The following is a 7353-nucleotide window of genomic DNA, read 5'->3' as shown; positions in this document are numbered from 1 at the left end:
ATCCGAAACCAATCAACAGGTTTCGGATTTTTACACATCAGCAGGATCGGTCAATGGATCCTTAACTGATCGGCATTACGCTCGATAAGCGGGGCTTTTTTATGACTGTCAGGCTGATTTTTCTGGCTGGCCGGTCGGGTGTCCAGTCCGATCGGCGACGGAGATCGTCATCCCCGCCCCTTCATCATCCAGCCCGATGCTGGCTTAACCGCCAACGGCGATGCGTTTCATGTCTTTCATATAACCGCGCAGTACCTGACCGATCGCTTCGATGGGGTGGTTGCGGGTCGCCTCATTGGCTGCCAGCAGCGCCAGGTTATCGACGCTCTGCCCTTCCGCCTTGCTGGCACCCAGATCGCCCGCTTTCAGGGTCGGCATGAAATGCTCACGCAGCAAGGGCACGGCGGCGTTGGCGAACAGGTAGTTGCCGTACTCGGCGGTATCGGAGATGACCACGTTCATCTCGTACAGACGCTTACGGGCAACGGTGTTGGCGATCAGCGGCAGCTCGTGCAGGGATTCGTAGTAGGCAGACTCTTCATAGATACCGGAGGCCACCATGGTTTCGAACGCCAGCTCGACACCCGCCTTGACCATGGCCACCATCACCACGCCATTATCGAAGTACTCCTGCTCGGCAATCTTGCCAGCGAACGCCGGGGCGTTTTCGAAGGCGGACTTGCCAGTCTCTTCGCGCCAGCCGAACAGCTTGGCATCGTCTTCGGCCCAGTCGGCCATCATGCCACGGGAGAACTCACCGGCGATGATGTCGTCCATGTGCTTCTCGAACAGCGGGCGCATCAGGGTCTTGAGCTGCTCGGAGAGCTCGAAGGCGCGCAGCTTGGCCGGGTTGGACAGACGGTCCATCATCAGGCTGATGCCGCCCTGTTTCAGGGCTTCGGTGATGGTCTCCCAACCGAACTGGATCAGCTTGCCGGCATAGGCCTTGTCGGTCCCTTCGGCAACCAGCTTGTCGTAGCAGAGCAGGGAACCGGCCTGCAGCATGCCGCAGAGGATGGTCTGCTCGCCCATCAGGTCGGATTTCACTTCCGCCACAAAGGAGGACTCCAGCACCCCGGCACGGTCGCCGCCGGTGGCAGAGGCCCACGCCTTGGCGATGGCCATGCCTTCGCCTTTCGGGTCATTTTCCGGGTGAACGGCGATCAGGGTCGGTACACCAAAGCCACGCTTGTACTCTTCACGCACTTCGGTACCCGGGCACTTGGGCGCCACCATCACAACTGTGATGTCGGCGCGGATCTGCTGACCCTCTTCCACCACGTTGAAGCCGTGGGAGTAGCCCAGCGCGGCACCCTGCTTCATCAGCGGCATCACGGTTTTCACTACGTCGGAGTGCTGTTTGTCCGGAGTCAGGTTCAGCACCAGATCGGCAGTCGGGATCAGCTCTTCATAGGTGCCGACCGCGAAGCCGTTATCAGTAGCCTTCTGCCAGGAGGCGCGCTTCTCGGTGATAGCGGCCTTGCGCAGGGCGTAGGAGATATCCAGCCCGGAGTCACGCATGTTCAGCCCCTGGTTCAGACCCTGGGCACCACAGCCCACAATCACCACCTTCTTGCCCTTCAGCACGTTGCAGCCGTCCGCGAACTCTTCGCGCTGCATGAAACGACACTTGCCCAGTTGGGCCAACTGCTGACGCAGGTTCAAGGTGTTGAAATAGTTAGCCATGGTGATTGCTCCGTTCGATTGATTCCATGCCGGATAGCGGCGTTGTCTGAACCACTATAGCGCGGGACACTTATTGCCTGAACTGATATATTCGAAACAGTACGTTGCAATAATTGAAAGATGATTCTTGGCAATTGCGCCCTATGCACGCCCCCCGTTCCGACAATATTGCCGCTGAATTGTGCGGGGATGTGGTTACCGGAACCGGACGGTTCGGCATGAATTTATGCCCTGACTGCCGCAGGAAGTGATCAATGGACCTTCGCAATCTCGAGCTGTTTCTCCACCTCGCCGACTCCCTCCACTTCGGCAAGAGCGCCGATGCCATGGCTGTCAGCCCTTCCACCCTGAGCCGCGCCATCCAGCGACTGGAACAGGAGACCGGCTGCATCCTGTTCGAGCGGGACAACCGCTCGGTGCGGCTCACCCCCGCTGGCGAGAAGCTGCGGGAGTTTGGCGGCGGCCTGTTGCAGGAGTGGCGTCAGCTCAAGCAGGAGCTCAAACGCAGCGACGAACCACTGCAGGGGCGGCTACGGGTGTTCTGCTCGGTCACTGCCAGCTACTTCTTGCTGCCCGAGGTGCTGGAGCGTTTTCGCCGCCGCTATCCCCAGCTGGAGATCAAGCTGGAGACCGGCGACCCGGCGCTGGCGGTAGACAAGATCCTGGCCGATGAGGCCGATCTCGCCATCGCCGCCCGCCCCGATGCGCTGCCCGCCAAGCTGGAGTTCGCCAGCCTGCAGCTGGTGCCGCTGGTCTTTATTGCGCCGCGCAATGCCCCGCAGCTGAACCAGTGGTTCCGCCAGGGCGAGCCGGACTGGGAGCAGTTGCCGGTCATCCTCTCCGAGCAGGGCTTGGCCCGCAAACGCAGCGATCAGTGGTTTCGCAACAAGGGGATAGCCCCCAACATCTATGCCGAAGTGGCGGGTAACGAGGGGATCGTCGCCATGGTGGCGCTCGGTTGCGGCGTGGGGCTAGTACCGGCGGCGGTGATCGACCACAGCCCGCTCGGCGACAAGGTGCGGATCATCGATCTCAAACCCGCTTTCAAGCCATTTGATGTGGGTATTGGGGTGCTCAAGAAGCGACTGGAAGAACCGCTGATCCGCGCCTTCTGGGATACTGCGCAGAATCAGGGCTCACTGCGCTGACACCGGATTATAGATAAGGGCCGGATCGGCCATCATGATGCGGCTGGGCAGCGGCAAGTCGGGGTTGTGCAGCTCGAGGCGCACCCGCTCATCCAGTTTCAACCGCCGAATGGTGCTGCCAAATCCCTCCTCGAAGATTCGGTCAAAATCCCCTGTTTTCCGCGCCCGCTGCAAGCCAAGCTCGATGCGCTGCGCCAGCTCCGGATAGTTGGGCGAGACGAAAAAGAGCAGCGCCAGCGGATAGCGAAACACCAGACGGGGCTCGATGGCGAGATCCGGATGCTGCCTGAGTTCATCCTCGACCTCGATGACCGAGCGCAAGAAGCAATCAAAACGCTTCTTGCGCAGCATGTTGAAGAGCGCCTCGTAGAGGTTGCCTACCATCACCTTGAGGCCGTTGGCCTTGAGCAACCGGGTATCGGGCCAGGATCTGTGCTGACCGATGGAGAGTCCGGCGCGATGCCAGTCCGCCAACGACCCGATTGCGGCAAATCGCCCCTCATCCCCCTGCCGAACCAGACACACCCGCCACCCCAGCAGCCCCTTGGCCAGCGGAATGTGGATTGCCAGCAACTCCCGCTCTCGCTCACCATCCGGGGCAAAGACACCGACCTGAACCAGCTCGCCGCTACGCAGCTCTTTCACCGCCCGCCCCTGCTCCATTTGCGGGCTGGAGACAAGCTTGTAAGGGCCATATTCGGGCACGGTGAGATCGAGGGAAAGCCGCAGCAACTGAACGACGGCAGGGTTGGGGTGATCCAGCAGCAGATTCCAGGCACGGATAGGCTGCTCGGTTGCCGATACGCCAACCGTCCACAGTGCCATGCACCACCACCAGACTCTGATCATCCCTTGCACCATCCGTGCCTCGTGCTCCTCGCCATACTATAACGCCAGCCAGCGCCTCCACTGTGCCCTCTCTGAAAGATGTGTGAGCACTCTCGTGTCAAATCTCGTGTCAAAAGTGACAATAGGCAAACTCGGCAGGTCATCGCAGACTGGGCGCTCATCAACAAACGCCAAGGCGCAGGGAGGAGAGCCATGAAACAGCATCTGGTAGAGATCAAGGGTTCAACCCTGTTTGACGAGTATCTGCAAAGTATGGGCGTGCCCAGTACGGCACTGGACCGGGAGCAGGATATCTATCTGCAGGAACGCCACCTGGGCGCCATTCGCCGGGTGCAAGGCGAACTGCGCTTTTATCTGCGTGCCAATGCCCTGAACAAACGGTGATCAGGATCCGGTCACAGAACCCGCAGCAAAGGCGTATTAGACTGGTATCTTCCCCCTTTTGTCGGGAGTGCCCATGAAAGCAAGCGGTCTGGATCGGCTGTTCAAACCCCAATCAATCGCCGTGATCGGCGCCTCGACCGACCCGCTCAAGGCGGGTCATGTGATCGTGCGCCACCTGCTGGCGGGCCAGTTCAAAGGGCCCATCCTCCCCGTCACCCCACGCAACAAGGCCATCGCCGGCGTGCTGGCCTATCCCGATATCGCCAGCCTGCCGCTGACCCCGGATCTCGCCATCATCTGCACCCGGCGGGAGCGGGTCTTGCCGTTGCTGGAGGCGCTCGGCAAAAAGGGTACGGGCGCAGCCATCATACTGGCCGCCGACTTTTCTCCCGAGGAACGGCTGGAGCTGAAACGGGTCTGCCAGCAATATGGCATTCGCCTGCTCGGCCCCAACAGCATGGGGATGCTGCTGCCCGGCCAAGGGATCAACGCCAGCTTTTCTCCCATTGCAGCCAAACCGGGACAGGTCGCTTTTCTCTCGCAATCTGCCGCCGTCAGCACCACCATTCTGGATTGGGCCAAGCAGCATGAACTGGGCTTTTCCGCCTTCATCTCCCTTGGCGATCACTGCGATATCGACTTCGGCCAGCTGCTGGATCAGCTCTCCCGCGACAGCGTCACCCGCGCCATTTTGATCTACATGGACAAGTTGCACGACGCCCGCCACTTTCTCTCGGCGGCGCGGGCAGCCTCGCGCAACAAGCCGATCCTGGTGCTGAAAAGCGGGCGCCACGATCCGGCCCACGGCCTCGACAATGTCTATGACGCCGCCATCCGCCGCGCCGGTATGCTGCGGGTACGGGATACCCACGAACTGTTCGCCGCGGTCGAAACCCTGAGCCACTCCATGACCCTCAAGGGGGAGCGGCTCGCCATCATCTCCAACGGCCGCGGGCTGGCCAATATGGCGGTGGATGTGCTGCTGGAACGGGGCGGCAAGCTGGCTCGCCCACCGCTCGACATTGGCAGCGATGCCACCATCACCACCTATCAAGAGGCGCTGGACAGCGTGTTGCAGGAGGATGGTATCGACGCCATCCTGATCATCCACGCCCCCTCGCTCACGGCACCGAGCGCGCCGCTGGCCAGCCATCTTATCGCCCATCTGAAACAGCATCCCAGGGCTCGCCGTTTCAACATCCTCACCAACTGGGCGGGCGAATACTCGGCGCAGGAGGGGCGCAAACTCTTTACCGAGGCGGGCTTCCCGACCTACCGCACGCCGGAAAGTGCCATGGCCGCCTTCATGCACATGGTGGAGTACCGCCGCAACCAGAAGCAGCTGATGGAGACCCCGGCGTCACTGCACGGCAACCAGCTCAATGTCGAGCTGTGCCAACAGCTGATCCGCCAGGCGCAGGAGCGCAAACAACTGAGGCTGGATACCCATCTGGTGCACCCGATTTTGCAGGCTGCGGGCCTCTCGACCCTGCCAACCTGGATCGTTACCGACGCCATCGAGGCAACCCTGACCGCCGAGCAGATCGGCTATCCGGTGGCAGTGAAGCTGCGCTCGCCAGATATCCTGCACAAGTCTGCCGTGCACGGCGTGGTACTCAACCTGCGCACCTCGGCCGAGGTAGCGCAAGCTGCGGATGCCATTCTGGATCGGGTCAGACAACACGATCCGGGCGCCCGCATCGAAGGCTTGCTGGTGCAGCGAATGGCTCGCCGCAGCGGCGGCCTGGAGCTGCGAGTCCGTATCCAGCAAGACGCCATCTTTGGCCCCGTCATCCTGCTGGGCGAGTCGGGCGCCGAACCGCAGGAGATGGTAGCAGCCTTGCCACCGCTCAATCAGGCGCTGGCTCGTTACCAGATCATCGGTGCGCTCAAGAGCCGCAAGATCCGCGAACAGGCCACGCCGGAGCGACTGGATATCGATGCTCTCGGTCAGGTGCTCTGCCAACTCTCCGAGCTGCTGCTCGCCTTTCCGGAAATTCAGGAGCTGGATCTGCACCCGCTACAAGCGTGCGGCGCCGAGATGGTGGTACTGGATGCCAGCCTCACGCTGGCTGACCCCACCATCCAGACCAGCAATCGACTGGCGATCCGCCCCTATCCTACCGAGCTGGAAGAAGGTGCTTGGCTTAAAGATCAGCGCCATATCCTGCTGCGCCCGATCCGGCCGGAAGATGAACCGGCTCATAAACAGTTCGTACTGCAAGTCTCCGATGAAGACAGGTACAAACGCTTCTTTGCCGATGTGGGTGAATTGGGTCATGAAGAGTTGGCTCGCATGACCCAGATCGATTACGACCGGGAGATGGCCTTCGTAGCGGTGGGGCAAGATGGCGATCTGCAGGATCAGATCCTCGGCGTGGTACGCGCCATTTCGACCCCGGACCAGAGCGATGCCGAGTTTGCCATTCTGGTGCGATCGGACTTGAAAGGGGTGGGGCTCGGCAAATTGATGATGGAGAAGATCATCCGTTACGCCAAAGAACAGGGGATTGGCCAGTTATCCGGCATGACCATGCCCAGCAATCGCGGCATGATCAACCTCGCCAAGCGGCTTGGCTTCAAGATCGACGTCCAGATGGAAGACGGGGTGGTCAATATGGCACTGCCCTGTAGCCAGCAGGCAGATAAAGCCTGATTTGGTTGGCCATAGCACCATTCGAATGGCTGTAAATTAAGCTAATAAGGCTCTGATATAGCTAGAAAATGGTGAGCAGAACAGGCTTTTTAGTTCTCTTCCGGCAGGTAAAAGCCAAGTATTGTCTATTTAACACTCTAAAAGCACCAAAGCCCGGTCGTCAGACTGGGCTTTGGTGTTAGTTCTGGTGTGTAAATCTGCGGGTCTTATGGGCAAAACCGCCCATAGCAAAAAGGCCTTCCCGGNCTCTAAAAGCACCAAAGCCCGGTCGTCAGACTGGGCTTTGGTGTTAGTTCTGGTGTGTAAATCTGCGGGTCTTATGGGCAAAACCGCCCATAGCAAAAAGGCCTTCCCGGTCGGGAAGGCCTTTCAAATTAGTGGCGGAGCGGACGGGACTCGAACCCGCGACCCCCGGCGTGACAGGCCGGTATTCTAACCGACTGAACTACCGCTCCGCTGTCTGGTTAGCTTTTTGCTAAATTGTCTGCCGTTTCAACGAGGTGTCATCCTCTCGGCCAACGTCGTGATGTTTCACAGCGTTGTTTAATTGGTGCCTGGCAGTGTCCTACTCTCGCATGGCGAATGCCACACTACCATCGGCGCTACCGCGTTTCACTTCTGAGTTCGGCA

The 7353-nt window shown here is 60.1% G+C and carries 5 protein-coding genes and 1 tRNA gene; 3 read left to right on the top strand and 3 right to left on the bottom strand.

Translation table 11 applies throughout. The features are described 5' to 3' along the window. Window positions 1-204 precede the first annotated feature (204 nt). Window positions 205-1686, bottom strand: coding sequence for a ketol-acid reductoisomerase (gene ilvC / locus BSP75_RS12980; protein ID WP_075113467.1), 1482 nt, complete (start codon window positions 1684-1686; stop codon window positions 205-207). A gap of 254 nt (window positions 1687-1940) precedes the next feature. On the opposite strand from ilvC, the gene ilvY reads away from it, so the two are divergent. Further along, window positions 1941-2834: an HTH-type transcriptional activator IlvY gene (gene ilvY, locus BSP75_RS12975; protein WP_005342097.1), complete on the top strand. Its 894-nt coding sequence runs from the start codon at window positions 1941-1943 to the stop codon at window positions 2832-2834. Here the strand turns inward: ilvY and BSP75_RS12970 are convergent. Then, on the bottom strand, window positions 2823-3683 hold the full coding sequence (locus tag BSP75_RS12970; RefSeq protein WP_075113468.1) for a transporter substrate-binding domain-containing protein: 861 nt from the start codon (window positions 3681-3683) through the stop codon (window positions 2823-2825). The two genes, ilvY and BSP75_RS12970, sit on opposite strands and share 12 nt — an antisense overlap. A 192-nt stretch (window positions 3684-3875) precedes the next feature. Between BSP75_RS12970 and BSP75_RS12965 the strand changes: the two genes are divergently transcribed. Both BSP75_RS12965 and BSP75_RS12960 read left to right on the top strand, forming a co-directional pair. After that, window positions 3876-4067 (top strand): hypothetical protein, encoded by a 192-nt coding sequence (locus BSP75_RS12965; RefSeq protein ID WP_005339486.1) that lies wholly within the window; start codon window positions 3876-3878, stop codon window positions 4065-4067. Between the two features lie 73 nt (window positions 4068-4140). After that, the gene (locus BSP75_RS12960; RefSeq protein ID WP_075113466.1) at window positions 4141-6723 is read left to right on the top strand and encodes a bifunctional acetate--CoA ligase family protein/GNAT family N-acetyltransferase; all 2583 of its coding nucleotides are present in this window, start codon (window positions 4141-4143) and stop codon (window positions 6721-6723) included. Window positions 6724-7101: 378 nt separating this feature from the next. On the opposite strand, the gene BSP75_RS12955 is transcribed toward BSP75_RS12960, so the two are convergent. Then, window positions 7102-7178, bottom strand: a tRNA-Asp gene (locus tag BSP75_RS12955). Window positions 7179-7353: the final 175 nt, after the last annotated feature.

The organism is Aeromonas sp. YN13HZO-058, assembly GCF_001921245.1.
Classification (GTDB): Bacteria; Pseudomonadota; Gammaproteobacteria; order Enterobacterales; family Aeromonadaceae; genus Aeromonas; species Aeromonas allosaccharophila.
Note: the sequence above shows the minus strand (reverse complement) of the source record. Positions and strands in the feature narration are given on the sequence as shown.